The organism is Glutamicibacter sp. AOP5-A2-18, from assembly GCF_052446055.1.
Classification (GTDB): domain Bacteria; phylum Actinomycetota; class Actinomycetes; order Actinomycetales; family Micrococcaceae; genus Glutamicibacter.
The window spans coordinates 2593380-2617821 of the sequence record NZ_JBQSVW010000001.1; the positions used below are offsets into that span (position 1 = coordinate 2593380).

20 protein-coding genes, 4 tRNA genes and 1 riboswitch are annotated in these 24442 nt (G+C 57.1%); of the genes, 9 read left to right on the top strand and 15 right to left on the bottom strand.

Translation table 11 applies throughout. From position 1 onward, the window contains the following. Positions 1-29: 29 nt before the first annotated feature. Together ACT3RW_RS12470 and ACT3RW_RS12475 are read right to left on the bottom strand one after the other, a co-directional pair. The gene (locus ACT3RW_RS12470; protein ID WP_444613956.1) at positions 30-1079 is read right to left on the bottom strand and encodes an iron-siderophore ABC transporter substrate-binding protein; all 1050 of its coding nucleotides are present in this window, start codon (positions 1077-1079) and stop codon (positions 30-32) included. Between the two features lie 194 nt (positions 1080-1273). Continuing rightward, positions 1274-2047, bottom strand: a complete 774-nt coding sequence (locus ACT3RW_RS12475; protein WP_444613957.1) for an AraC family transcriptional regulator — start codon at positions 2045-2047, stop codon at positions 1274-1276. A gap of 230 nt (positions 2048-2277) precedes the next feature. Here ACT3RW_RS12475 and ACT3RW_RS12480 point away from each other — a divergent pair, with 230 nt between their 5' ends. After that, a complete protein-coding gene (locus ACT3RW_RS12480) occupies positions 2278-3000 on the top strand; it encodes a GTP pyrophosphokinase (protein ID WP_444613958.1) in 723 nt (240 codons plus the stop codon). Between the two features lie 123 nt (positions 3001-3123). Here the strand turns inward: ACT3RW_RS12480 and ACT3RW_RS12485 are convergent. From ACT3RW_RS12485 to ACT3RW_RS12500, 4 genes are all read right to left on the bottom strand, one after another. Continuing rightward, positions 3124-3197, bottom strand: a tRNA-Met gene (locus ACT3RW_RS12485). Positions 3198-3244: 47 nt separating this feature from the next. Then, a tRNA-Thr gene (locus ACT3RW_RS12490) sits at positions 3245-3316 on the bottom strand. 263 nt (positions 3317-3579) lie between these two features. After that, positions 3580-4905: an ISL3-like element ISPfr2 family transposase gene (locus ACT3RW_RS12495; RefSeq protein WP_444613959.1), complete on the bottom strand. Its 1326-nt coding sequence runs from the start codon at positions 4903-4905 to the stop codon at positions 3580-3582. Positions 4906-5469: 564 nt separating this feature from the next. Continuing rightward, positions 5470-5781 carry a putative quinol monooxygenase gene (locus ACT3RW_RS12500; protein WP_096288139.1) on the bottom strand — a complete coding sequence of 104 codons (312 nt, stop codon included), beginning with the start codon at positions 5779-5781 and terminating at the stop codon, positions 5470-5472. A 108-nt stretch (positions 5782-5889) separates the two neighbouring features. Between ACT3RW_RS12500 and ACT3RW_RS12505 the strand changes: the two genes are divergently transcribed. From ACT3RW_RS12505 to thiC, 3 genes are all read left to right on the top strand, one after another. Continuing rightward, positions 5890-6831, top strand: coding sequence for a GlxA family transcriptional regulator (locus ACT3RW_RS12505; RefSeq protein WP_096222961.1), 942 nt, complete (start codon positions 5890-5892; stop codon positions 6829-6831). A gap of 637 nt (positions 6832-7468) precedes the next feature. After that, positions 7469-7540: transfer RNA gene (locus tag ACT3RW_RS12510), tRNA-Thr, on the top strand. 175 nt (positions 7541-7715) lie between these two features. Continuing rightward, a riboswitch (TPP riboswitch) is annotated at positions 7716-7825 on the top strand. Beyond that, positions 7821-9563: a phosphomethylpyrimidine synthase ThiC gene (gene thiC, locus ACT3RW_RS12515; protein ID WP_131088829.1), complete on the top strand. Its 1743-nt coding sequence runs from the start codon at positions 7821-7823 to the stop codon at positions 9561-9563. Its footprint overlaps the riboswitch before it by 5 nt. Positions 9564-9681: 118 nt before the next feature. Here the strand turns inward: thiC and ACT3RW_RS12520 are convergent, their stop codons facing one another. Then, positions 9682-11592: a DEAD/DEAH box helicase gene (locus ACT3RW_RS12520; RefSeq protein ID WP_444614645.1), complete on the bottom strand. Its 1911-nt coding sequence runs from the start codon at positions 11590-11592 to the stop codon at positions 9682-9684. A 305-nt stretch (positions 11593-11897) separates the two neighbouring features. Here ACT3RW_RS12520 and ACT3RW_RS12525 point away from each other — a divergent pair, with 305 nt between their 5' ends. Beyond that, positions 11898-12314, top strand: coding sequence for a hypothetical protein (locus tag ACT3RW_RS12525; protein ID WP_262199575.1), 417 nt, complete (start codon positions 11898-11900; stop codon positions 12312-12314). Between the two features lie 81 nt (positions 12315-12395). Here the strand turns inward: ACT3RW_RS12525 and ACT3RW_RS12530 are convergent, their stop codons facing one another. Continuing rightward, positions 12396-13553: a cystathionine gamma-synthase gene (locus ACT3RW_RS12530; protein WP_444613960.1), complete on the bottom strand. Its 1158-nt coding sequence runs from the start codon at positions 13551-13553 to the stop codon at positions 12396-12398. 25 nt (positions 13554-13578) lie between these two features. After that, positions 13579-14943: a cystathionine beta-synthase gene (locus ACT3RW_RS12535; RefSeq protein WP_444613961.1), complete on the bottom strand. Its 1365-nt coding sequence runs from the start codon at positions 14941-14943 to the stop codon at positions 13579-13581. Between the two features lie 130 nt (positions 14944-15073). Between ACT3RW_RS12535 and ACT3RW_RS12540 the strand changes: the two genes are divergently transcribed. Then, positions 15074-16045 carry a DNA-3-methyladenine glycosylase family protein gene (locus ACT3RW_RS12540; protein WP_444613962.1) on the top strand — a complete coding sequence of 324 codons (972 nt, stop codon included), beginning with the start codon at positions 15074-15076 and terminating at the stop codon, positions 16043-16045. Positions 16046-16068: 23 nt separating this feature from the next. On the opposite strand, the gene trxA is transcribed toward ACT3RW_RS12540, so the two are convergent. After that, positions 16069-16443, bottom strand: a complete 375-nt coding sequence (trxA, locus tag ACT3RW_RS12545) for a thioredoxin (protein ID WP_444613963.1) — start codon at positions 16441-16443, stop codon at positions 16069-16071. Between the two features lie 138 nt (positions 16444-16581). Beyond that, positions 16582-16663, bottom strand: a tRNA-Tyr gene (locus ACT3RW_RS12550). A 181-nt stretch (positions 16664-16844) separates the two neighbouring features. Here ACT3RW_RS12550 and ACT3RW_RS12555 point away from each other — a divergent pair. Next, positions 16845-17333: a YajQ family cyclic di-GMP-binding protein gene (locus tag ACT3RW_RS12555; RefSeq protein WP_131088835.1), complete on the top strand. Its 489-nt coding sequence runs from the start codon at positions 16845-16847 to the stop codon at positions 17331-17333. 107 nt (positions 17334-17440) lie between these two features. Here the strand turns inward: ACT3RW_RS12555 and htpX are convergent, their stop codons facing one another. After that, positions 17441-18319 (bottom strand): zinc metalloprotease HtpX, encoded by an 879-nt coding sequence (htpX, locus tag ACT3RW_RS12560; protein WP_131088836.1) that lies wholly within the window; start codon positions 18317-18319, stop codon positions 17441-17443. 261 nt (positions 18320-18580) lie between these two features. Between htpX and rarD the strand changes: the two genes are divergently transcribed. Beyond that, the gene (rarD, locus tag ACT3RW_RS12565; protein ID WP_444613964.1) at positions 18581-19519 is read left to right on the top strand and encodes an EamA family transporter RarD; all 939 of its coding nucleotides are present in this window, start codon (positions 18581-18583) and stop codon (positions 19517-19519) included. Positions 19520-19616: 97 nt separating this feature from the next. Here rarD and gabT read toward each other — a convergent pair whose 3' ends face one another. The 3 genes from gabT to ACT3RW_RS12580 form a co-directional block, all read right to left on the bottom strand. Further along, positions 19617-20960 (bottom strand): 4-aminobutyrate--2-oxoglutarate transaminase, encoded by a 1344-nt coding sequence (gene gabT / locus ACT3RW_RS12570; RefSeq protein ID WP_444613965.1) that lies wholly within the window; start codon positions 20958-20960, stop codon positions 19617-19619. A 195-nt stretch (positions 20961-21155) separates the two neighbouring features. Next, positions 21156-21308: a methionine/alanine import family NSS transporter small subunit gene (locus ACT3RW_RS12575; RefSeq protein ID WP_131088839.1), complete on the bottom strand. Its 153-nt coding sequence runs from the start codon at positions 21306-21308 to the stop codon at positions 21156-21158. A gap of 2 nt (positions 21309-21310) precedes the next feature. After that, complete coding sequence (locus ACT3RW_RS12580; protein WP_131088840.1) at positions 21311-22918, bottom strand: sodium-dependent transporter; 1608 nt, start codon at positions 22916-22918, stop codon at positions 21311-21313. Between the two features lie 114 nt (positions 22919-23032). Here ACT3RW_RS12580 and ACT3RW_RS12585 point away from each other — a divergent pair, with 114 nt between their 5' ends. After that, the gene (locus ACT3RW_RS12585) at positions 23033-24436 is read left to right on the top strand and encodes a PucR family transcriptional regulator (protein WP_262199573.1); all 1404 of its coding nucleotides are present in this window, start codon (positions 23033-23035) and stop codon (positions 24434-24436) included. Positions 24437-24442: the final 6 nt, after the last annotated feature.

The following is a 24442-nucleotide window of genomic DNA, read 5'->3' on the forward strand; positions in this document are numbered from 1 at the left end:
TCTGTGTGCAGACAGAGGTGGACCGGCTGTTATTTTCCGGTCTTCGCTGCTGCTTCTTCCAGCAGCTCTAGGTAGTCATCGAGCACCCAGGAAATCGCCAATGGAGTGGGGTTGGCCGCGGTTCCCAGTGGTCCGCTGCCGTCCAGGGCGACGATTGCTTCGTTTTTGACTGCTGGCATCTGGGAGAGCAGCGGGTCTGCTTCGAGCGTGTCGACGAGGGTGCCATCACCGTAGGTGACAATGACGTCGACGTCCGAAAGCTCATCAACATTCTCTGCGGAAATTTCTCCGGAGAATTTCACTTCACCGTTGGATGCTTCGGCCACAGCCTTCGGGGTGGTCATGCCAAGATCATCGAAGAACGCGGTACGGGTGTCGTGGGTGGTGTAGAAGTTGACCGTGGACAGATCCGCTGGGTCCACGTGGGTCACGAACATCACCGATTTCCCGGCGATGTTCGGGTGCTTTTCGAGGCCTTCAGCAATTTCCTTTTCAATGCCCTCGATCATTTCCTTACCTTCGGCCTCTTGGCCCATGGCTCGGGAACTGAGTTCGATGTTCTCGCGCCAGCTGGTGGACCAGGCGGCTTCGGGATAGGCCACGACTGGAGCGATTTGGCTCAAGGTCTCGTAGTCTTCTTTGGTGAGTCCCGAGTATCCGGCCAGGATCAGGTCAGGATTCGAATCAGCGACAGCTTCGAAGTCCACACCGTCGGTTTCGTCAAAGAGCACGGGAGTCTCCCCGCCGAGCTCAGTGAGTTTCTCCTCGACCCATGGCAGGATGCCATCGCCGTCGTCGTCGCCGAAGTTCGCGGCGGCCATGCCTACCGGCACGACGCCGAGTGCCAGCGGAACTTCTTGGTTGGACCAGTTCACGGTGGCGATCCGCTCAGGTTTTTTCTCGATTTCCGCGGTACCCAACGCATGTTTGATGCTCTGGGGGAAGCTCTGCTGGTCTTCAGATGCGGCAGCAGTCTGTTCTTCGGAGCCGGTCGCGGCTGATGAGCAACCGGTCAATGCCAGTGCTGCTGCTGAGATGAGGGCAGCAGGTTTCCAGAAGGTGCGGCGTGATGCGAGCATGGGTGATTCTCCACGAGGTGTCAGCGAGTGTGTTCAGCCTTCGGGTGCTTTATGGCAACAAGAGCAAGGTCATGTAATACGAATGAGTCCCGTTGAGCAATCCACTTAGGTGAGCCTTTCCTCTCTATCGTATTGATAGCACCAAGACTTCGCAATCACGCGAAATTGACAATATTCGCGCGAAACTGACACGCCTACTTGGAGTCGCGGAAAGATGAGAGCGTGAACCCGGTGTTCCGGCGAAATGCCGCTCCCAGCGAACTCTGCGAGCTGAACCCCAAAAGTTGGGCGATATCTTGAAGATCTTCGCCGCTGGCCACCATCTCCATGGCTTGCTGGGCATGCAATGAACCTGCCCATCGCGAGTAACCGATACCGGTTTCCGCCTGGAACGCCCGGGAGATCGTTCGACCGCTCACCCCCAGCCGGTCGGCCCATTGCTGAAGGCTGGGTGCAGGCTTCGGCTGGCCGATCATCCATGCGACTATCGGTTGCAGAAGTTCGGATTGCGGCACGTGAATAGCCAGGCACCCCGGTGCGGGTTGAAGGTTATCCATCGTTGCGGCTTCTGTGATGGCACGGGACTTTGGCGTCAGCTCCGGATCGGCAAGGCGTTCCAAGAGCAGGCGCAAAAGCGGGGTAATGACAACGGGAACTGGCTCTTCGGCAATCGAATCGACGCTGGTGATTCCGAAATGGCTCATATTGCACACGCTGGCCGCCCGGGCAGTCCCCTCGTGCAAAACACCTGCGGGCATCCAGACACCGAGCACCGGGGTGATGGTCCACGTCTTCGGGCCAACACTGACCGACGAGACGCCCTGCTGGTTCCAGAGCAGCTCATGGGTCGGATGGGAATGCGATGGCCAGCAGGTATCCACCTGAACGCGTTCCTGAAAAAATCCAATGACAAACGGAACGTCAATCGCGCCGGCTGCATAGGCTGGCAGCTTCCGCTCTTCAATCATGCCCTGCCCTCCATTACGCGAATCACCACGTCCACCCGATAGATTCACGACTTCTTCTAGCCTAATTCTTAGACGGATGACCTACGCTAAAACTATAGAGCGTTCATGTCTGTTGACATCGCCCCAACCTGTAGAGGTGATTTAGGATTTCCACTCCATACCCAGAGGACAATAGCGGCGTCATCCCGCTGCCTTCTACGGCAAATCTGAGCTCTGGCGAACTACAAGAAATGACCCAGGCATTCCGGCTTCAGTTCCAGCGTTTCATGATGGAATACCAATTTGCCGTCGACGAGGTACTCACCAAGGTCTCAATTCTTCGTGAAGAGTTCCTCTACCTGCACAAGTACAACCCCATTGAGCACATCACCTCCCGGGTGAAAACACCTGAGAGCATCATGCGCAAAGTGAGCCAGAGGAATATCCATCCTTCACTCACGGCAATCCGCGAAAACATCAGCGACATTGCCGGCGTCCGAATCACTTGCAGCTTCGTGAAAGACATCTACAAGGTACTCAATACCTTGACGGCGCAAAATGACATCCGCGTCATCCAGATCAAGGACTATATAAAGAACCCAAAGCCCAGCGGATACAAGAGCGTGCACGCCATCGTTGAAATCCCCGTCTTCCTTTCCGACGGGCCGGTCAATGTCGTCGTCGAGCTGCAGATCCGAACGATCGCCCAGGATTTCTGGGCCAGCCTGGAGCACAAGATTTTCTACAAATACGATGGTGAAGTACCGGCGCATTTAGCTACAGAACTCGCCGACGCCGCGGCTGTTGCCACGAAGCTTGATATGCAGATGCAGCGACTGCACACAGAGGTACATGGCCATGACGCCAACGACGAAAAATCCGTGGGCCAAGAAGTGGATTCAGACGTAATCCAAGGTCTGTTAATGCTCGCCAAGGAAGCCTCGACGAGCAAGGACCAGAGCGAGTCAGAGTAGCCCCACCCTAAACGATGAAATGCCTCCGACGGCAAATTTGATGTGCTCGGAGGCATTTCATTTTTCAGAAATTCCGGGGACGAGAAAGCCCCGAAATCCAACAGGATTTCGGGGCTAAATCTGTAGCGGCGCCGGGACTCGATCCCGGGACCTCACGATTATGAGTCGTGCGCTCTAACCAGCTGAGCTACGCCGCCACAAGTGAGAAGCAATCCAGTAGAAGCCAAGACTACTTCTCACTCAGAGCCCCCTGCCGGAATCGATCCGGCGACCTCGTTCTTACCAAGAACGCGCTCTACCACTGAGCTAAGGGGGCAACGAGTAAATACTCTACACGGCTTTGGGCACAAAGAAAAATCGTCATTCGCCTCCAATGAATTTCGGACCGCGTCGCGTTACCCCAAGTCAACGCATGTTTCTAGAAGACGTAGTGCTGACATGGAACGAAGGTTGGCACAAAAGCGCATAGGTGACGATGCTCACTGGAGCATTAGTAGTGGTCAATTTGGTAATTTCCAGCCTTCGGAAAGCGCTGCACGAGTTCCTTTTCTAACGACCAAGCGGTGCCACTTTCCTGGCTCATCCCAAGCGGGGGTGTAGGAGTTGGGGTCTGAAGCCGCCGGTCTCGAGCAGGCTTCGGGCGATGTAGTTGGTCAGGTTGCGGAACCCGAGTGCGGAGCCGCGCAGGTGTTCGAGCCGTCCGTTGAGCGCCTCGGTCGGCCCGTTGCTGGTGCCGGGTCGTTCGAAGTAGGCGAGCACGTCAGCGGCTCGCTTCTTCAGGGTCCGGCCCAGGGTGGTGAGCTCGGTGAGCACCTTGGGGACGCCGGCGCTGAGGTCGGTGATCAGCTTCTCCATGAGCTCGCGGCCACGTTGCCGGTCCTCGTGGCGATAGGCGGCGATCATGCGCTGGTAGACACCCCAGGTCGCCTCGACCTCGACGTGAGCGTCATCAACGAACAGCGCGCGTAGCCTGTCGCTCTGCTTGTCGGTGAGCAGGTCCGCGCCGGTGTGCAGCGTGCGCCGCGACTTGTAGAGCGGGTCGTCCCTGAACCCACGGTGCCCGTGGATCGCGAGTTGGACCCGGCGCCGGCACCTGTCGAGGGCGTCACCGGCCAGGCGCACGACGTGGAAGGGATCCATCACCGTGACCGCGTCCGGGATCTCCTCTGCAGCGGCGGTCTTGAACCCGGTGAAGCCGTCCATCGCGACCACCTCGACCGCGTCACGGAAGGCGTCGTCGCGGTCGGCGAGCCAGGTCTTGAACGCCGCCTTCGACCGGCCCTCGACCATGTCCAGCAGCCTTGCTGGGCCGGCGCCATCGCGGACCGGGGTGAGGTCGATGATCACGGTGACGTACTTGTCGCCACGCCTGGTGTGGCGCCAGACGTGCTCATCGACGCCAATGACCTTCACTCCCTCAAACCCCGTGGGGTCGTTGATCAGCAGCCGCTTGCCTTCAGCCAGGACCGCGTTGTTGGCGGTGTCCCACGCGACCCCGAGTCCCTCGGCGACACGGGCGACGGTGAGGTGTGCGACCACGATCCCTTCCAGCGCCCACCGCAGCCCGGTGCGCGAGAGCTTCGCGCGTGGCTCCGCCGCGGCGCTGGTGTCTTGGCGCCACACGTGTCCGCAGTCGGCACAGCGGTAGCGGCGCACTACAACTTCCAGCACGGTCGGTCGCCAGCCCAGCGGCTCGTGGGCCAACCGCCGGATCACGGTGTCACGAGCAGCGCCTTCGCTGCCGCACCGTCGGCACCACTGATCTGGTTCCACCACGCGGCACGCGAGGACCGCACGATCCGGTTCAAGTCGTTGTCCGGTCACGCTCAGACCGAGGCCGTCGAGTCGAGCGAAGGCGGTCAGGTCAGGGCTGCCGAAGCCGGCCGGCGGGGTAGCGTCGGACACGTCGAGGTCTTTCGGATGGATGGCGTAGGAACCTCCGTCGTCGGGAGACCTCGACGTCTATCTGCGGACCGACGCGCCCGGCCGACCTACACCGTCATCTGAGAAGACCCCTGAAACGTCTTCGACGACGACGGGACCTGCGAGGAGGAGGGCGCGGTGAGCTAAAGGAATGGAGCTTACTCGGCTTCGACGCCGCCGCAAGCTCCGGTGAAACGGTCGGTACTGGTCGGTCGTCGTCGGTCACCACCGGATGGCGGCGTCCCCCACGCTCGGCGTTTGCGCAGGTCAGCGGCTCGTTCGCCCAGTGGGCGCATCAAGTGATAGACGCAAAGCCGACGTGATTCGGTCGTCGGTTCGATTCCGACAGGCGGCTCCGGCGAACAGCCCCTGACCTGCGGAAACGCAGGGCAGGGGCTGTTCGGTTCTGGTGGTCGCGCGATGCGCTGGCCTCACGGCTCTGCCCGACACCGACGTCGCTCTCCTCTGCGACGGACCCCTCGCAGGCTGAGCGCTCGCGACCTGGCGACGGCTCGGCGGGGCGCGATGGTCTCGTGCGTTGGCGGACTACGGGAGCTTGGACGCGAGGACGTCGGCCGCCAGGATCTCGGGTGCTGCGCCGAGGAGGTGCTGGTTGGCCATCAGGGCTGCGACGATGGCGCCGTTGGCGTGGGCGTCGCGAGCGGCCTCGTCGGGGAATGCATCGAAGATCCAGAAGGTGTCGGCGTGGGTCCTGACCGCGAACCAGACAATCGTTCCTACTTCTTCGTTGGCGAGCGCGACAGCGCCGGTGAGCAGATCGGCGAGCGCGTCGTGCTGTCCATCGGCCGCGACGATCTTGGCGACGAAGGCATACGGAAGTGATGCGGGTGTGGACATGAGGGGTTCTCCTAGGTGTCGAGGTTTCTTGGTGAAGCGAGTTCAGTCTATGACGAAAAAGGGCATGTGAGAAGTGGCGTATACGGCAGTATTGCTATTGTTTACGTCATGCGTATTGGACTGATCGCGATCGACGGCTGCTTCGGTTCGGCTATCGCGTCGATCATCGACATCGTGCGGGTGGCCGACGGAGCCCGCGGCGATGTCGACCCGCGGATCGACCCGATCGAACTCGCCATCCTCGGACCGAAACGGCGAGTGACCACGACGGCATCGATGACCCTGTCGGTGGACCACCCGCTGTCGGAGTCCGGAGAGTTCGACGTGGTCGTCGTCCCTGCGCTTGGAACCCTTACGGCCGCCGCTACCAACGACGCCCTCCAGAGCCGAGATGCTCGTTCGGTCATCGCCTCGCTCGGGCGCCTCGACGAGGCGACCACCCGGATCGCCGCGGCGTGCACCGGCGTGTTCGCCGTCGCCGAGACCGGACGGATGCATCATCGGCGGGCGACGACCAGCTGGTTCCTGGGGCCGGAGTTCCTGAAGCGCTATCCGACCGTCGCCCTCGATCTCGACACCATGGTCGTGGTCGACGGGAACCTCGTCACCGCCGGCGCCGCCTTCGCCCACATCGACCTCGCGCTCTCACTCGTGCGATCGATCAGCCCCGACCTGGCCCAACATGTCGCCAAGCTCCTCATCATCGACGAGCGTCCGTCGCAGGCTGCCTTCGTCGCCTACGAACATCTCCGGCACGAGGACCCGATCGTCGTCGAGTTCGAACGCTTCGTGCGCGCCCGCCTGGACGAACCGTTCAACGTCGCCTTCGTCGCGCAGTCGCTCGGCACCAGCCGGCGCACCCTCGAACGACGAGTCCGTGCGGCGCTCAACCTCACTCCGCTCGGCTTCGTCCAACGGCTTCGCATCGAACGAGCTCGGCACCTCTCAGCAACCACGGACCTCACCTCCGCCGAGATCGCGCTACGGGTCGGCTACGCGAACGCCGAGACTCTGCGCTCCCTCCTGCGCAGGGAGCGACGCCGTTCCTGACCTATCGCCATGCCTTAGAACCACCTCTCAGCACGTCGCGTCGACGCTCCTGCGTCGCCTCTGGACGCCCCACTCGACACGCCCGCAGCACAGGCCATGCGACGTGCCCCGGCTTCCCGGACGGTCGGGGTTGGGTGGCTATGATGTCGCTGCGTTCTCGTCGAGAGGATCAGCAGACCCGATCAGGGTCGATTGGGATGAGACGCGAAGGCGGTCAGGTCAGGGCGGCCGAAGCCGGCCGGCGGGGTAGCGTCGGACACGTCGAGGTCTTTCGGATGGATGGCGTAGGAACCTCCATCGTCGGGAGACCTCGACGTCTATCTGCGGACCGACGCGCCCGGCCGACCTACACCCTCATCTGGGAAGAGCCACTTTCCTGCCGCTTGAGTCAGTGAAAATCACTTTTCCAACAACAAAACATCCGTACATCTTGATGCTTCGCAGTCAAAAGAGGCAAATATCAACATGTGCGAGGTCTGCCATTTTTCGCGGCGCAGACTACCCGCGTTCAGAACACCATCGAGCAACCGATCCCCTGGCGCGTTTTTCCTACTTGAGTAGGGGTCTTGTGACGTCAGCTACAAACTCGTTACGGATTTTGAAATCGCCAAAAACCTGTGTAGAGTATTTACTCGTTGCCCCCTTAGCTCAGTGGTAGAGCGCGTTCTTGGTAAGAACGAGGTCGCCGGATCGATTCCGGCAGGGGGCTCGAAATAAGAGAGACAATCTGCATTCAGACTGTCTCTCTTTTCGTCTATCTGGACTTATTTTCTTGGGCCCCGCTGCCACTTCGCTTCGCCCCCATCTTCCACTTCCAACGCTCAGACCTAGCGTCAAATTTTGGCGCCCATTCTTGTGCGCCGATTTTTTCATGCTAGTGTCGTCTCCGACCACACGGGAGCCCCATGGCAAGGGCTGAGATCGGGCTATCGCCGTCCGCGACCGTTGAACCTGTCCGGGTAATGCCGGCGAAGGAAGTGAGTTTCTCAATGGAACAATTTGAACAACATCCTGCCCACTCTCTCGCGTTCCGCGAATCGGAAGGGATCTCAGTTCCCGTCACGCAAATTCAACTTGCGGACTCCCCCAACGGCCAGCCAAATGAACCGCTACGGGTGTATCGCACCAGTGGTCCAGGTAGCGAACCAACTCAGGGACTGAATCCTTTTCGGGAACCGTGGATCATGGAACGAGCAGACGTTGCGGTCTATGAAGGCCGCGAACGCAATCTGCACGATGACGGGCGCTCAGCGGTCCGCCGAGGAACTGCCAGCGATGAATGGGCCGGACGCACGGCGCCACCACTACGTGCAGTTCAGGGGGCCACAGTAACCCAAATGCACTACGCACGAGCTGGGGTGATCACCCCTGAAATGCGATATGTGGCGGTTCGCGAAGAGTGCGATGTAGAACTGGTCCGCAGCGAGCTGGCGGCCGGGCGAGCAATCATTCCGTCCAATATCAATCACCCGGAATCTGAACCGATGATTATCGGCAAAGCCTTCTTGGTGAAAATCAATGCAAATATCGGCAACTCTGCGGTGACCAGCTCGATTGCTGAAGAAGTATCCAAGCTGCAGTGGGCCGCCAAATGGGGTGCAGACACCGTCATGGATCTATCCACCGGTGATGACATCCACACCACTCGTGAGTGGATCATCCGCAATTCACCGGTGCCCATCGGAACGGTGCCCATCTACCAAGCCTTGGAAAAGGTCAATGGCGAAGCCAACGCACTGACCTGGGAGATCTTCCGCGATACCGTCATTGAACAGTGTGAGCAGGGCGTGGACTATATGACCATTCACGCTGGCGTGCTCTTGCGTTATGTTCCTTTGACTGCCAACCGGGTTACCGGCATTGTCTCGCGCGGTGGGTCCATCATGGCCGGCTGGTGCTTGGCACATCACGAAGAGAATTTCTTGTACACGCACTTTGATGAGCTCTGCGAAATCTTCGCACAGTACGACGTTGCTTTCTCACTGGGTGACGGGCTTCGTCCCGGCTCCATTGCTGATGCCAATGACGCCGCGCAGTTCGCTGAGCTAGATACCCTAGCTGAGCTGACCAAGCGGGCCTGGAGGTACGACGTACAGGTCATGGTTGAGGGACCGGGACATATTCCATTCCATAAGGTCCGGGAGAATGTTGAACGCCAGCAGGAGTTGTGTGATGGTGCGCCCTTCTACACACTGGGCCCACTGGTTACCGATATCGCTCCGGGCTATGACCACATCACCAGCGCCATCGGCGCTACGGAGATCGCTCGATATGGCACAGCCATGCTTTGTTATGTCACACCCAAGGAACATCTGGGATTGCCTAACCGTGACGATGTAAAGACCGGTGTTATCACTTACAAGATTGCAGCTCACGCCGCCGACTTAGCCAAGGGGCACCCGGGTGCCAGTGCGCGCGATGATGCGCTGAGTAAGGCACGCTTTGAGTTCCGCTGGAATGACCAGTTCTCGCTGAGTTTAGATCCCGTCACGGCTCAAGAATTCCATGACGAGACTTTGCCCGCAGAACCAGCCAAGACCGCACACTTCTGCTCGATGTGTGGACCAAAATTCTGTTCCATGCGGATCTCCCAAGATATACGTGATGAATACGGTTCTGCGGAGGCTCAAGCGGCGTTGGCAGGCATGGCAGAAAAGAGTAGAGAGTTCTTGGAGAGCGGCGGGAAAGTTTATCTAGGAGATGAGATTCCGGTAGGCAGCGCAGCCCAGTAATAGCTGGCTGCTGGAACAAGCATCTTGGAGAAACACACAACGCCCCTGGATCAAACCTTTCGGTTTGTTCCAGGGGCGTTGTGTTGTGCTTTTAGCTAGTTAGCTTAGGAGCGTCGACTTAGTAGTCGCGACGTCCACCGCTACGGCCCGAGTCGCTGAAGCGCTTGTCGCCGCCACGGCCACCGAAGCGCTTTTCGCCGCCACCGCGTCCGCCGCGGAAACCGCCACGGTCTCCACCGCGGAAACCGCCACGGTCGCCGCCACGATCGTTGTCATCGTCGTCGCGTGGCTTACGGCCGGAGTCAAGCTCCATGCTGATCAGTTCGCCGCCGATGCGGGTCTTGGACAGTGCACGCCACTGGTCCTTGCTCAGCTCTGCTGGCAGTTCAACCAAGGTGTGATCCGAACGGATCTCAATGCCACCGATTTCCGAAGAATCGAAGCCACCTTCGTTAGCCAAAGCGCCAACGATCGAGCCTGGCTGCACGCGGTTGCGGCGGCCAATGGCCAGACGGTACATGGCGTTGCCTGCAGCAGCAGTCTTACGTGCACGTGGGCCACGGTCGCCGCGATCTCCGCGGTCACCACGGTCGCCGCGATCGCCACGTTCTGGGCGGTCACCACGTTCCATGCGAGCCTTCTTGGAAGGCGAAGCTACTGGTTCGGTCATCAGCAATGGACGTCCACCCTGAGCCATCAAAGCCAGTGCAGCTGCGATTTCCAGCTGATCAAGGTCTTCGTGCTCAGAAGCGAACTTCTCAACGATTTCGCGGAAGGTGGTCAGGTCCTGACCACTGATGGTCTGATCGATGCGATCAGTGAACTTCTGGATACGACGGTCGTTAACCGAATCCAGCGAAGGAAGCTGCATCTGGGTCACCGGCTGGCGGGTAGCCTTCTCGATGGCACGCAGCAAGTACTTCTCGCGTGGGGTCATGAACAAGATCGCGTCGCCCGAACGACCTGCACGGCCGGTACGGCCAATGCGGTGAACGTAGGACTCGGTGTCATGTGGGATGTCGAAGTTGATGACGTGGCTGATGCGCTCAACGTCCAAACCACGAGCTGCAACGTCGGTAGCAACCAGGATGTCGATCTTGCCTGAACGCAAGTTCTCAACGGTGCGCTCACGCTGCTGCTGTGGGATGTCACCGTTGATAGCTGCAGCGGTGAAGCCGCGAGCCTTCAACTTGTCAGCCAGGTCCTCGGTAGCCATCTTGGTACGAACGAAGGCGATAACACCTTCGAATGACTCGGACTCGAGGATACGGGTCATGGCGTCAAGCTTGTGCGAGCCCATAACCTGCAGGTAACGCTGGGTGATGTTGGTGCCGGTCGACTGCTTGGACTTGACCGAAATTTCCTGCGGATCGCGCAGGTATTCCGAAGCAATACGACGGATGGTACGTGGCATGGTGGCCGAGAACAGGGCAACCTGCTTCTCTGCTGGGGTTGCTTCCAAGATCTTGTCGACCTCTTCGGCGAAGCCCATGCGAAGCATTTCGTCGGCCTCATCCAGTACAACGTACTGAAGGTTGGACAGGTCCAAAGAACCCTTATTGATGTGGTCGATTACGCGACCTGGGGTACCAACAACAACCTGAGCGCCACGGCGCAGGCCGTTGAGCTGTGGGCCGTATGGGGAGCCACCGTACACTGGCAAGACGGTGAAGTCTGGCAGGTACTTTGCGTAGGAAGTGAAAGCCTCAGCTACCTGGAGGGCCAACTCGCGGGTTGGAGCCAGAACCAGGATCTGTGGGGTGCGGGCTGGACCATTGGTGTCAGCCAGCTCTGCCATGCGGGACAGGGCAGGAAGCGCGAAAGCAGCGGTCTTACCGGTACCGGTCTGAGCCAGACCAACAACGTCGCGGCCTTCGAGAAGCTTAGGAATAGTGGCGGCCTGAATTGGCGATGGCTTTTCATAGCCCAGGTCAGCCAGTGATGCAAGCACACGAGCATCCAAACCAAGTTCGGAGAAGAGCACGGTTGGCTCTTCTGGGGTCTGGTTGTCATCGGTGTTTACGGGCATGTCAGAAGACACGAAGATTTACCTCATTCGTTGGGGAATATGCCTTAGCCGTCCCCAAAGAAACGACGTATAGGCTACACAGTCAGATACAAGTCACGCTCTACAAGCGCTCCCCTATGACATAAGAAACCGCACACACTTGCGGAAATACAACACGAGAAGGCTCCAGCCTCAAATATTGGGCTGGATGCAAGGGATACCCTTGAAGTTTGCGAACACTTAACACTAACGCGAACCACCGCTAATTGTCAGTGCCCAGAGCGTGTGAGATCGGGCACCGCGCCAAAGCACGTAGTGTTAAAGATGTGAAAATACCATTCTTGCCACGCCGCCCTGAAGAGCCTGTACCCAGCGCTTTGTTCATCGCGCAAATGCTTTGGTTACTAGCCGGAGTGCTGTTTTTAGGCTTTGGTGGCTTCCTCATTTATGAGCAGAGCGACTCAGGTTCACTGAACTTTGCAGCCATTGCCTTGGCCATATTTTTTGCTGCCGCCGGCTGCGCCTGCGGGGTTCTTGGCTACCGTTTGTTCACCGGTCAACGTGCTGCCCGCACCAATCTCACCTGGCTCGGTGTGATTACCGCGGTGCCATTGTTGATGCGTTTTGGTCGCTATTCACTACTGGCCGCCATCATCATGTTCTGTGTAGCTCTCATGTGGCTTCCTAGCAGCAACTACTACTTCAAGGTCGTCTCCCCTAAGCCGCCTAAACGGCGTCGCTAGCGCAGCTGAAACCCGATAAACAAAAAACGCGAGGGTGAACATTCCATACGGAATGTTCACCCTCGCGTTATATGCGTTGATTTAGAGGTTGCGGAAAGCCTTCTCTAGGTCATCAATGAGATCTGCTGGATCTTCGATGCCCACCGAGAGACGCAACAGGTTCACTGGAACCGCCAGCTCGGTACCCTTGACCGACGCGTGGGTCATTTCCGATGGGTAGTTCATCAAGGATTCAATGCCACCCAAGGATTCAGCCAAGGTGAACAGCTTGGTGCTTTCAGCGATCTTGCGTGCTGCAGCTTCGCCGCCCTTGAACTGAACCGAGACCATGCCACCGAAGTCGCTCATCTGCTTCTTGGCGATCTCATGGCCTGGGTGATCTTCGAAGCCTGGGTAAAGTACGCGCTCAACTTCGCTGCGCTCGCGCAACCACTGGGCAACGGTGGCCGCGTTCTCGCTGTGTGCGCGCATGCGCACACCCAAGGTCTTCAGACCACGGGTAGTCAAGAAGGCATCCATTGGGCCAGATACTGCACCAACGGCGAACTGGATGAAACCAATCTTCTCTGCCAGGGCTGCGTCCTTGACGATCACCGCACCGCCCACCACATCGGAGTGACCACCGATGTACTTGGTGGTTGAGTGAACCACAATGTCAGCACCCAAGATCAGAGGCTGCTGCAAGAATGGGCTGGCGAAGGTGTTGTCCACGACCAGCAGTGCGCCGGCAGCGTGAGCAATTTCGGCTACCTTGGCAATGTCGGTGATGGTCATCATTGGGTTGGATGGGGTTTCTACCCACACCAGTTTGGCCTTGTTCTTTTCGATAGCTGCAGCCAGGGCAGCTTCGTTGCTCATATCTACCGGGGTGTTACCGATGCCCCAGTCACCGAGCACTCGGTCAATGAGGCGGAAGGTTCCACCGTAAGCATCGTTACCAAGGACAATGTGATCGCCTGGGCGCAGAATTGCGCGGATCAATGAGTCTTCGGCAGCCAGTCCGGAGCCGAAGGAGAAGGCGTGGGTGCCAAATTCGGCGCCGGCAAGCTGAGCCTGCAGGGCGTCACGAGTTGGGTTGCCACCGCGGCCGTACTCGTAGCCGTTGCGCAGGTTTCCGATACCGTCCTGTGCGTAGGTGGTCGAGAAGTGCAGCGGTGGCACGACGGCACCGGTGTGTGGCTCAAATTCCTGGCCCACGTGGACGAAGCGAGTGTTTGATCCCTGAGTGTTTTCGGTCATCGATATCAGTCCTTAAGTGAATTCATTAGCGAGTTGAGTAAGCCAACAGATCTGCTGACGTGGCGCCTGCAATAACGTCGCCACCCTTGGTCAGCAGCACCGCTGGATGCTGTTTAAGTAGTTCTTGGGCGTGTTCTAGGGTGTCAGCTACGCCGATCAGTGGCTTGGGCAAATCTCCCAAGTCCTTGATGGTGCTTGTTGGTTCTGCTCCACCGAGCAACGCTTCGGTAATGGTGCTGGCGCCAATGACGCCATGTACTTCACCAATGCGGGCTGGCAGCGAAGTGCTGGCAACGACCAACGCGTCGGCACCTTGTTCGCGTAAGGCCCTAGCCGCCTGTAACAACGTTGCGTTCTCGTCGATTATTTCCGTGCCTTGCTTTGACAGGGCGGAGCCGATGAAGTCCAGAGCGGAGTATTCATCAGTGGTGAAGCCCTGCTGCAGCATCCAGCTGTCGTTGAAGATCTTGGCAAGGTAGCCGCGTCCGCCATCTGGGGCGATAACTACTACAACGTCGTCTTCGCTGAGTTCACGCGCGGTACGTAGCGCCGCAACAACTGCCATGCCTGAGGAACCGCCCAAGAGCAGTCCTTCTTCTTTAGCTAGACGACGGGTCATCTCAAATGACTCAGCATCAGTGACCGCTTCAATAGCGTCGGGGACCGAAGCATCGTAGTTGCCCGGCCACATATCTTCGCCAACACCTTCAACAAAGTATGGGCGTCCGGTGCCACCGGAGTAGACCGAGCCATCTGGGTCAGCCGCGATAATTTTCACTGGGCCTGAAGCACGCTGCGCCGAGATCTGCTTGAGGTAGCGTCCGGTGCCGGTAATGGTTCCGCCGGTACCTGCGCTAATGACCGCGTGGGTCACTTTGCCGTCGGTATCGTTCCAGATTTCTGGTCCGGTAGTTTCAAAGTGGCTATCAGGTGCGCCCGGGTTGGAGAACTGGTCGGGCTTGTAGGCGCCCTCAATTTCGGTCACCAGTCGGTCCGAGACACCGTAATAGGACTCTGGAGAATCAGGGGCTACAGCGGTAGGCGTGACCACTACTTCGGCACCATAGGCACGAAGTACGTCGCGCTTTTCCTCGCCAACCTTATCTGGCGTGACGAAGATGGTTTTGTATCCCTTGAGCTGGCCAACCATGGCCAGACCTACACCGGTGTTTCCACTGGTAGGTTCCACGATGGTGCCGCCGGGCTTAAGCTGGCCACACTGTTCAGCACGTTCAACCATCTTCAACGCAATGCGGTCCTTAATGGATCCGCCGGGATTTAGGTATTCAAGTTTGACCAATACGGTGGCTTTGATTCCGTCGGTAACGCTGTTGAGCTTTACCAGCGGAGTGTTGCCAATCAGATCAAGAACAGTGGAAGCATACTTCATGTCAAGAACTTTACCGGCGCTTGTCACACTTGTCCTTGCCGATCGTAGTGAAACGTCATGCAGTGGACGTGATGTTTGCGTCAGTGCTAAAGGCCACTGAAGCCCCAAGCTCAAAGATCCAGACGATAAAATGCGAAATATGCAGAAATCTTGGAGCGCGAGCTTCACTCCTAGCGGACCGGTGTCTTTGACGAAGTCTCTGGGTATCCTGCGCCGAGGCCTCGGTGACCCGACGATTCGGCTTTCGGCAAGTGAAGCCTGGCTGGCTTTTGCTACTCCCCTAGGCCCAGCAACCCTGCATATTTCAAAACCCACCCTTCAAGGTGCTGCCGACTTCCAAGCATGGGGTCCCGGCGCATCTTGGGCATTGGACTCTGCGCCCAATCTTTTAGGCGCGCAGGATGATTGGAACGAATTTGATCAAGGTCTGCAAGAGGGAATCTATCCGGAGATTATTGCCCGGAACCGGGCAGAACATCCTGATGTAGTACTACCCAAAACCGGCAGGATCTTTGAGCATGCAGTAGGTGCCATTCTTGAGCAACGCGTTACTGGCATTGAAGCGAACCATGCGTGGCGTTGGCTCATTCATCGATTTGGGCAGCCCGCGCCCGGTCCGGCCCCTCAAGGGTTGAAGATTTTTCCTTCACCGCTGGATCTGGCACAGATGCAACGGTGGGATTGGCAGCAGGCTCGGGTTGAAGGGCAGCGCGCCACAACGATAAGAAAATTCGTTCAGGTAGCCGGTGCCATCAATTGGTGGGCGGATAAGCCACTGAACCATGCCAAGCCGGCGGCAAAAGCGCCTGGAACATTGGAGGCGGCGTTAGCCTCGGTGCCTGGAATCGGGCCGTGGACTATCGCTGAAACTCTTCAGCGGTCGCATGGGTCTTCAGACCACATCTCAGTGGGAGACTTCCATTTGGCCCATTTTGTTGGTCAAGTACTGACCGGAAAGCGGATCACTGATCCACAAATGCTGGCGCTCTTGGCACCCTACGCACCACATCGGCAACGAGTGGTGCGACTGTTGATGCTCTCTGGCGAGCGAAAACAAAGCTTCGGGCCACGCTACGCTCCGCTGGATCACCGGCAGAGGTAGGGCCCGAAACTCAAAACGCAGTCCTAGGAGTCAGTCTGAGCTGCTTCTTCAGCGATCTGCTTGTGAACTTCACTCATGTCGATGCCCTTGACGGCGGTGACCAAGTCTTCAAGCTGTGGCTGGTTCAACGCACCTGCCTGCGAGAAGACGAGTACCTGCTCACGGAAAGCCATGATGGTAGGAATCGAAGTTACGTTAGCTGCACGGGCCAGGCCCTGTTCTGCTTCGGTGTCTACCTTGGCGAAAACAACATCAGTGAACTTGTTTGAGGTCTGATCATAAACAGGTGCAAACTGCTTGCACGGTCCGCACCAGTCTGCCCAGAAATCCACAAGGACGATATCGTTGTCTTCAATCACCTGTGCGAAGTCATCTTCGCTCACATTTCTAGTAGCCATGCCTATACGGTAACCGAACATTAGGTGAAATACGTAGAAAGGTGATCTTCATTGACACCGGGAATAGATCCGGATCACAGTGCAACAAAGTTTGCCCGGATGCAAAAAACTCCCGGATCAAAGATCCGGGAGTTTTTGTGGCAGATACTGGATTCGAACCAGTGAAGGCGTTGCCAGCTGATTTACAGTCAGCCCCCTTTGGCCGCTCGGGTAATCTGCCCAGATGGTTCGTTCAAGAACGTTTGTTCTTGTCGGAACGAGAAATAACTCTACAGGAGATTTTCGATGATGTGAAATCGAGGGGGCTCTTTTCTCTGTAAGCCTGATCACAGCCCGAATTTAGGGCGCAAAACCGGTAGGCTATGAAACGAATCAGACCCGTTACAGCTAGGAGTATTCACATGGCTAGTGATTCCACATTCGACGTCGTCAGCAAGGTTGATAGCCAGGAAGTCGCTAACGCGATGAACCAGGCTCAGAAGGAAATCGCCCAGCGCTACGACTTCAAGGGTGTAGGCGCTGAGGTTGACTTCAGTGGCGAGAAGATCTTGATGAAGGCTAACTCTGAAGAGCGCGTCAACGCTGTACTGGATGTTTTCCAGTCAAAGCTGGTCAAGCGTGGCATCTCATTGAAGTCCTTGGAATCCGGTGAGCCATTTGCATCCGGCAAGGAATACCGCATTGAGTCCAGCATCAAGGAAGGCATCGCACAAGATGTCGCCAAGAAGATCAACAAGTTGATCCGCGATGAGGCTCCTAAGGGAGTCAAGTCCACCATTCAGGGTGACGAGCTTCGCGTCTCTTCCAAGTCCCGCGATGATCTGCAGGCCACCATGGCCCTGCTGCGTGACTTCGAAGAAGCTGACCTGCAGTTCATCAACTTCCGGTAGGCATCTTTAGGTTCTCTTTGAACTAGAAGTGAGCGGCGGCATCCCACAGTCAATGTGGGAAGCCGCCGCTCACTTTTTTGTCTACGCGCAAACGCCGCTAAGGATTTTTAGTACTGCTGGCCGCCGGCCATGGCTTCGAGGCGAGCAATACGCTGATCCATTGGTGGGTGCGTGGAGAACATCTGCTTCAGGCGCGAACCGAAAGGGTTAGCGATCATCAGGTGTGAGCTGTTGACCAGCTTCTGGTCCCCCGTTGCCAGTGGAGCCTGAGAAATTCCGGACTCCAACTTTCGCAACGCGCTGGCCAGAGCCAATGGGTCGTTGGTTAGTTTGGCTCCATCTTCGTCAGCGTCATACTCACGGGTCCGGCTCACAGCCATCTGAATAATTGATGCGGCCAGTGGTGCCAAGAGCGACAACGCGATCAGTGCGATCGGGTTGACGTTGCGGTTTTCATTGCTTCCACCGCCACCAAAGAACATCAGGAACTGTGCCACCGAGGTGATTACACCGGCAATAGCCGCAGCCACCGATGAAGTGAGAATGTCACGGTTATATACGTGCATCAGTTCGTGGCCAAGCACGCCGCGCAGCTCTCGCTCATTGAGTAGCTGCAAGATTCCCTCGGTGCAACACACCGCAGCATTTTGTGGGTTGCGGCCGGTGGCGAAGGCATTGGGCGAAGTAGTTGGTGAGACATACAGTCGCGGCATTGGCTGCTGAGCGTTCATCGATAGCTCGCGCACAATGCGGTACATCATCGGATTCTCAGCTTCACTCACCGGGTAGGCGTGCATGGAACGCAAGGCGAGCTTGTCACTGTTCCAGTAGCCATACGCGGTGGTGCCCAAACCGATCAGGGCGAAGACCCAAATGAACATTGACCGGCCAGTTCCGGCCGAAATGAGCGAACCGATAGCCAGTAGCAGGGCAAACATTCCGCCGAGCAACAGAGCTGTTTTCAGTCCGTTGTTATGACCATGCACCGTGACGCACTCCTTGTAAATGACTCAAACCAAGTTGGTATTTCTTAGTCTAGTCAACGTTTATGCCTGCAGCTTCGTTCCGGTATTAAGCATTTGAAACGCAGTTGTGATGTAGAGTACCGAATTCTGCCTAACGTATTTCGCTCTGCGGGGAATATTGTCTAGCTATAGGCGTTGCACTTTGTGAGTTGCAGGGTGCAATTTTTGCCCCGTAGCTCCGCCTTTTTCTGCTTCACAATAGTTCGAAAGCGTACATTCTGCATGTCATCAAGCACCACCAAACCGGTCCGCTCTGAACACAGCTATGGTCTGATTCAAGGCACCTCTGCCTATCTCATCTGGGGATTGCTCCCCGCATACTTCTTACTGCTCCCAGAGATCTCAGCTGTGGAGTTCGTAGCCGTGCGAGTTCTCTTCTCTTTGATCTTCTGCTTGATCCTGCTCGCTATTACCTCGCAGATTCGTCAGTTTATTGCGATGTTCAAAGATACAAAGACCATGATGCAGTTGGCCCTGGCCAGCGTCTTGATCGCGGGCAACTGGGTTCTCTACGCCTTGGCAGTGTTGACCGGACACGTACTTGAGGCGTCGCTGGGCTACTTCATCAACCCCATTGTTGCCATCCTGCTCGGCGTGCTGGTGCTTAAGGAAAAGCTTCGCCCCTTGCAGTGGGCAGCTGTGGCGCTGGCTACCGTAGCCGTTATTGTGCTCACCGTGGGCTTGGGCCGCGTGCCATGGATTTCTCTGGGCCTTGCGTTCTCCTTTGGCTTCTACGGCCTAGTAAAGAACAAGGTCGGCTCCAAGGGCACCGCATTGGGCGCACTGACGGTCGAAACTGTGTGGCTGACCCCGCTGGCCATCATCTACGTCATTTGGCTCTCGCAGACCACCGATTCCACCTTGCTAGACAGCAACCTCGGTGGCGTACTCTTACTGGCTTCCAGCGGCATCATCACTGCTGTTCCACTCTTGCTCTTTGGTGGGGCTGCTCGACGCCTTCCGCTGAGCACGGTGGGCTCGCTGCAGTTCATCGCTCCCCTACTGCAGTTCATCCTTGGTGTACTGGTGTTCCACGAACATATGCCGTTTGAACGCTGGATGGGATTTGTCTTGGTATGGATTGCGGTCATCTTCGTTTTGGTCGATATGCTTCGCGCACCTAAGGCCAGGAACCTTCCTGAACCAGTAGAGATCAGCTAGCTGCCAACGCATTTAGCGCACAAAGAAAAAAGCTTCGGCCGTTCTAGTTTCAAACTAGAACGGCCGAAGCTTTAGTTATTTACTTCCGGGCTAAGCCTTAGGCAGCAAGCTTGCGGATAGCAGTCTCAAGAACGTCGAATGCATCGTTGAGCAGCTCATCCCCGATAACCAATGGAGGCAGCAGACGAATGACGTTGCCGTAGGTACCGCAAGTCAGGATGACAACACCCTGAGCCAGGCACTCGGCAGCGATAGCCTTGGTCAGATCAGCGTCTGGCTCTTTGCCACCAGCCTTGACGAACTCAATAGCAATCATTGCGCCACGGCCACGGACTTCACCGATAGCTGGGAATGCGGACTGCAAAGCGGTGAAGCGAGCGAAGAACTTCTCTTCGATCTCACGTGCGCGACCTGGCAGGTCCTGCTCTTCCATGAACTTGATGCTCTCAAGTGCTGCAGCAACAGCTACTGGGTTACCACCGTAGGTGCCACCCAAGCCGCCACCGTGAACCGAGTCAAGCAGTTCGGCGCGGCCAACGATGCCCGACAGTGGCATACCGCCGGCGATGCCCTTAGCCACGGTGACGATATCTGGTTCGATCTCTTCGATGTCCGAAGCGAACCAAGCGCCGGAGCGTGCGAAGCCGGCCTGAACTTCATCAGCAATGAAGACAATGCCGTTTTCCTTGGCCCATTCAGCAACGCGTGGCAAGAAGCCGGTTGCAGGAACGATGAAGCCACCTTCACCCTGGATTGGCTCGATGATGATCGCAGCGATCTGGTCGCCACCGATCTGCTTCTCCATGGCCAAGATCGCGCGATCTGCAGCTTCCTTGCCCGAGATGTTTGGATTCTCTTCACGGAATGGGTAGCTCATTGGCATGCGGTAGATCTCTGATGCCAGTGGACCGAATCCGCGCTTGTATGGGGCAGCCTTAGCGGTCAGACCCATGGTCAAGTTGGTGCGGCCGTGGTAAGCGTGGTCGAAGGCTACAACTGCCTGACGACCGGTAGCTACACGAGCAACCTTGATGGCGTTCTCCACGGCTTCAGCACCAGAGTTGAAGAACACTGCGCGCTTCTCGAAGTTACCTGGGGTGATGGCAGCAAGCTTCTCAGCCAAGGCAATGTAGTTCTCGTAAGGAGCAACCATGAAGCAGGTGTGGGTGAAGCGCTGCGCCTGCTCGGCAACGGCCTTAGCCACTGCTGGGTTGGATGCGCCAACGGTGGTTACCGCGATGCCCGAGCCCAGGTCGATCAGCTGGTTGCCGTCAACATCAACAATGATGCCGCCGTCAACGTCAGCTGCGTAAACAGGCAGGGTGGAAGCAACGCCGGCAGCAACTGCCTTGGCGCGGCGTGCGGCGAGTTCTTCCGACTTTGGGCCGGGGAATGGCCCGTTGATCTTGCGCTTCTGTTCAATACGGTAGGTAACGTCCACCTGCTTGTCCTTTCACTAAAGTTTTACGAGCATGTCGCTCGACGTGTTCTAACCAACAGACTATTCTTCAAGGCCCTTTGCGACTAGCAAAGTTGGCACAAATGACTTTTGGTTTTGTAGTGCATCTGCACAGCAAAGCCTCCCCGTTCCAAGTCGGACTTGGAACAAGGAGGCTACAGCTAATTTCTGCGGAAATTACAGGTTGCTATTACCTGCAGGTTCAGCGGTTTCAATCACGTGGTCATCATCCTTTTCAGGATTGCGTGAGAGGTTGATCAGTGAGATGGCCAGGCCACCCCAGATGGTCAGCATGGAAATGATCATGAATACAATTGCGATGCCGCTCATGACTAGTATTCCTTTCCGACTGCGTCAGGAAGTTCTTCAGCTTCAACATTCTTCTGATGCTGTTCAAACTCTGGATCATCGATCTTTGAGTTTTTGCCCCATGGGATCAGCGACATGAGTACAGCGCCAACAATCAACGCGCCAGCCATGCCCCAACCGAAGATGCCGTTGAACCATGCTGGGTAACCCGAGTACGGCTCGTTGATCTTGGACTGTACTTCGTTGATCAGCATGTAGCCCAGCGCTGCCGGACCGATGCCGCCAACCAGGACCTTCCAACCGGTGCCCAGCTTGATGGAGCTGTGACGGTTCATGTGCTTGGCCAACTTAGGCAACATGCCAAGACCTGCGCCAAAGACAATCACCAAGACCAATGCACAAGCGAGGATGCCGAACTGGTTCACGAAGGCGTCCATGGTGTCCAGTAGGTACAAACCGGTGGTTGTTGGGAACAGCACCAGTGAGATCACGGCAACTGGAAGAACAACTACCAAGGTTGCCGGGGTACGCTTCCAACCCAGCTTGTCTTGGAAGGCCGCAACGATGACCTCAAGAATCGAGATCAGCGAGGTCAAGCCCGCGAAGACCAGCGAACCAAAGAACAGCACACCAATGAGTCCACCCAGAGGTGCCTGGGAGACGATGGTTGGGAAGGCAATAAATGCCAAGCCGATGCCACTGGTGGCCACGTCATCAACGCTGGATCCAGCGTTGTGCGCCATGAAGCCTAGGGCAGCGAAGACGCCGATACCGGCGAGCAGCTCGAAGCCCGAGTTAGCAAAAGCAACAACATAACCGGAACCGGTCAAGTCACTCTTGCGCTTCATGTACGAGGAGTAGGTGACCATGATGCCGAAGGCCACGGACAGCGAGAAGAAGATGTGGCCGAAGGCCGCAGCCCAGACGGCCGGGTTCTGCAAGGCCGCGAAGTCCGGGGTGAAGAAGGCGTTCAGGCCGTCAATGGCGCCTGGCAGGAAGACCGACTGAACCACGAGGATCACGAACATGACGATCAGCAATGGCATGAAGACCGCGTTGGCTCGGGAAATACCCTTGTTAACGCCGGCAATCATAATCACCATGGTGACCAGCCAAACGATCAACATCGGCACGAAGATGCGGCCGACCACGTCGAAGGAAACGCCCACGGTATCGGAGACCTTGAGGAAGTCATTCATAAAGAAGCCTTCGGCTCCCTTAGGGTTCTTGTCCCAGGCCTTGGTGATGGAGAACCAGCAGTACATGGCAGCCCACGCGATGATGGCTGCGTAGTAAATGGCGATTACGAAGCAGATCAGTACCTGCCACCAGCCGAGCATTTCGGTTTTACGGTTGGCCCGGCGATAAGCCAGTGGAGCCGAACCGCGGTAGCGGTGGCCGATGGAGTAGTCGAGGAATAGCAAAGGGATACCGGCGCAGAGAATTGCGACCAGGTAAGGGATCAGGAATGCACCGCCGCCGTTTTCGTAGGCAACATAAGGGAAACGCCAAATGTTTCCCAGACCAACGGCTGAACCAATCGCAGAAAGGATGAACAACTTTCGAGAACTGAAGGTCTCACGCTTTTCGGATGCGAGTGGAGCGCCCTGTGTAGAAGATGGAGAGCTCATGAATCCAAGCTACTGCAAAAAGTTCACATTCTGGTCAATTTTCGGGTGCGTGTGTCCATTATTTGAGCATTTTGCTGAAATGGGAACTTTCCGTCTCCCAACTAGAATAGCCACATGGCAATTAGTTTACGCGGACTCCTTGAGCATGACGAGCTCAACCTGAAGCCGATGACCGACCACACCCATCGCGACGACGTGGTTATCACCTGGGGAGCCATCACGGAGCTACTTGACCCCTCACGCTTCCTTACCGGTCGAGAGATCGTGTTGACCACGGGTGTGCGTCAAAAGACAAAAGCCGCCCAACGAGAATTCGTTCGTGTTCTGGCCGCCAATGATGCAGTGGCGCTGGGTTTCGGCACCGGTCTTGAACATTCCTCGGTTCCCGAGGCAACCATCACCGCCGCCCGCGAAGTAGGATTGCCGGTCTTTGAAGTTCCCTATCAGGTACCTTTTGCCTCAATCACCCGGCTCATCGCCGAGGCGTTGAATGCTGATCACCTCAAGCGCGTTGAGAACCTGCTCAAGTCGCACCAGAAACTGGCTCGCTCGCTGCTCTCCTCCGATCTGGACAGCATGCTTGATGAGCTCGTACGGATGATCCGCACCGATGTGGCACTCAGCCTGCACGGCGAGGTCATCAGTGGCGACTACGACCCAGAACGTATCTGGCATGAACTTCCGGTGGCTACCGGACTTCGCGATAAGTGCATTCTTCATCTGGCCGAACCCTACGTACATGACCCGGTCGTGGACTACGCACAGTCACTGATTGGCCTAGAAATGGCCAACAAGTCACGCCTTCGCGCCTCCCAGCGCCAGGCCAACGGTCAAGTACTCGCTGACCTTGCCGCCGGCACGCTGGTTGGCTCGGACGCAGCCGGACGGCTTGGCGCCCTGGGACTAAACCCACAGCGTGAACACGCAGTGATCTTGGTGCAGGCTTCATCTCAAGCCGAACGACTCCAAACACTGCCATTACCAGCTGATCTTTCTTCCCAGGTCTCCGCAATGATGGAAGGACGGCTTGCGGTCATTGTTGCCCACTCCAAGGTGCAGCTATCAATCAAGCATCTAGATGAGTATCTGGTGGCTGCCGGTATTCCCGCCCGCGTTGGCTACGGTGGACGCTATTCAAATACCACGGGTATTCGTTGGAGCTACTTTGAGGCGCTTGAATCCCTTCGTCACGGCGAACGTGTCAACGTGCCAACCAAACTTTCTTTGACCTCGCTGCTGCTCGCTGCCCGCGATGTCCCATTGCAAGACTTGGCTACCGAGGCTTTGGGCCCACTGCAGGACTTTGATTCCACCCATGAGTCAGACTTGCTGTTGACCTTGCGTGAATACCTGAATCGGGATGGATCTGTCGGCGCCGTTGCCGAAGCTTTAGGGTTGCATCGCAACACGGTGCGCTATCGCATGCAGCAGATCTCAGAGCTCTCGGGCTATGACCCGAATGTGACAAGTGACCGAGTCCAGCTTTGGATCGCGTTGAGCGCACTAGAGCTTGGCTAATCTCGA

What these genes read in the sequence shown, in the direction of transcription:
- ACT3RW_RS12505 (WP_096222961.1), top strand. Translation starts at nt 5,890, where the DNA reads ATGCGTATTGGACTGATCGCGATCGACGGCTGCTTCGGTTCGGCTATC.
- ACT3RW_RS12540 (WP_444613962.1), top strand. Translation starts at nt 15,074, where the DNA reads ATGCGAAATATGCAGAAATCTTGGAGCGCGAGCTTCACTCCTAGCGGA.
- rarD (WP_444613964.1), top strand. Translation starts at nt 18,581, where the DNA reads ATGTCATCAAGCACCACCAAACCGGTCCGCTCTGAACACAGCTATGGT.
- ACT3RW_RS12470 (WP_444613956.1), bottom strand. Translation starts at nt 1,079, where the DNA reads ATGCTCGCATCACGCCGCACCTTCTGGAAACCTGCTGCCCTCATCTCA.
- ACT3RW_RS12580 (WP_131088840.1), bottom strand. Translation starts at nt 22,918, where the DNA reads ATGAGCTCTCCATCTTCTACACAGGGCGCTCCACTCGCATCCGAAAAG.
- trxA (WP_444613963.1), bottom strand. Translation starts at nt 16,443, where the DNA reads ATGGCTACTAGAAATGTGAGCGAAGATGACTTCGCACAGGTGATTGAA.
- ACT3RW_RS12480 (WP_444613958.1), top strand. Translation starts at nt 2,278, where the DNA reads ATGACCCAGGCATTCCGGCTTCAGTTCCAGCGTTTCATGATGGAATAC.
- ACT3RW_RS12500 (WP_096288139.1), bottom strand. Translation starts at nt 5,781, where the DNA reads ATGTCCACACCCGCATCACTTCCGTATGCCTTCGTCGCCAAGATCGTC.
- ACT3RW_RS12530 (WP_444613960.1), bottom strand. Translation starts at nt 13,553, where the DNA reads ATGACCGAAAACACTCAGGGATCAAACACTCGCTTCGTCCACGTGGGC.
- ACT3RW_RS12575 (WP_131088839.1), bottom strand. Translation starts at nt 21,308, where the DNA reads ATGAGCGGCATCGCAATTGTATTCATGATCATTTCCATGCTGACCATC.
- thiC (WP_131088829.1), top strand. Translation starts at nt 7,821, where the DNA reads ATGGAACAATTTGAACAACATCCTGCCCACTCTCTCGCGTTCCGCGAA.
- ACT3RW_RS12520 (WP_444614645.1), bottom strand. Translation starts at nt 11,592, where the DNA reads ATGCCCGTAAACACCGATGACAACCAGACCCCAGAAGAGCCAACCGTG.
- ACT3RW_RS12555 (WP_131088835.1), top strand. Translation starts at nt 16,845, where the DNA reads ATGGCTAGTGATTCCACATTCGACGTCGTCAGCAAGGTTGATAGCCAG.
- ACT3RW_RS12475 (WP_444613957.1), bottom strand. Translation starts at nt 2,047, where the DNA reads ATGATTGAAGAGCGGAAGCTGCCAGCCTATGCAGCCGGCGCGATTGAC.
- ACT3RW_RS12585 (WP_262199573.1), top strand. Translation starts at nt 23,033, where the DNA reads ATGGCAATTAGTTTACGCGGACTCCTTGAGCATGACGAGCTCAACCTG.
- ACT3RW_RS12535 (WP_444613961.1), bottom strand. Translation starts at nt 14,943, where the DNA reads ATGAAGTATGCTTCCACTGTTCTTGATCTGATTGGCAACACTCCGCTG.